At 55.6% G+C, this 1,085-nt stretch carries 1 protein-coding gene; it reads right to left on the bottom strand.

The annotated features are described in order from the left end of the window. The coding region (locus QJ48_RS35145; RefSeq protein WP_157261891.1) for an MATE family efflux transporter at window positions 1–865 on the bottom strand (865 nt) is incomplete at its 3' end. Window positions 866–1,085: the final 220 nt, after the last annotated feature.

Genomic DNA, 1,085 nt, shown 5'->3' with positions numbered 1-1,085 from the left:
TCGCTGCACCGAATGCTGCGGTCGCCATCGAGCCGAAGCTGTTCACCAGACTGACGATGGCAATCGCGCTGGTCGAGACGACCATCATTTGCAAGCCCATCGGCAGCCCTTTTTTGACAAGCGATGCGATAATTTGCCGGTCCAGCCGAATATATCGCCGGTCCGCACGGGTCAAGCGCAAAAAATAGCGGGTCCGGTACAAATGAACGATCAGGCCAACCAGACTGACCAGCTGTGCGATGACCGTGGCTACGGCTGCACCGGCCGTTTCGAGGCGTGGAATCGGCCCCCATCCGAAGATGAACACGGGATTCAGCACAATATCGATCACGGTCGACAACAGCAAGAAGTAGAACGGCGTCTTGGAGTCGCCCGCGCCCCGCATGATCATCATCACGAAATTGTAAAAGAACATGAACGGCACACCGACAAAAATAATGCGCAAATACGCGATGGCATAAGGCATCGCATCTTTGGGCGTCTGCATCCATTCCAGTATCGGCGACGAGAAAATGAACCCGATCACGGTGATAATCACCGCCAGCGTCATAAAAAACAGCGCGCTCGTACCGACCACGCGCTTGGCTTGCTCTTCATTTTGCGCGCCGATGCTTTGTCCGATCAAAATCGTGGAAGCCAATCCGATGCCGAACACAAGGCTAAGCAGGAAAAACATAATGTTGTTCGCGTTAGAAGTGGCAGCGAAAGCGCTCTCACCGAGATAGTTGCCAACCCAGATCGAATTGATCGTACCGTTCAGCGATTGGAGCACGTTGCCCATCAGCACCGGCAGAGCGAACAGCAGCAAGTTTTTGGCTATAGGGCCTTCCGTCAAATTGGGGCTTGCAGCGTTTGTTTTAGGCATGGTGATCCCTCCGGAGAAAAGAAAAGCGGCCTTGGGAGGCCGCCCTCGATGCGCACACGTGAAAAACATGCCGCTTTCTCCATTATAATCCAGAACAGGCCGCGCGTAAATCGGACTGCTCGCCTAACCCCGCTTACGCTTCCGGCTTTGCAGTCGAATCGGCGGGGGGGGCCGGGACGAGAGCCGGGTGACTCGCCACGGGAGTCTGCCGACTCGTGCG

Origin of the sequence: Paenibacillus sp. A3 (assembly GCF_001399685.1) — a bacterium.
Lineage (GTDB): Bacteria > Bacillota > Bacilli > Paenibacillales > NBRC-103111 > Paenibacillus_G.
Note: the sequence above shows the minus strand (reverse complement) of the source record. Positions and strands in the feature narration are given on the sequence as shown.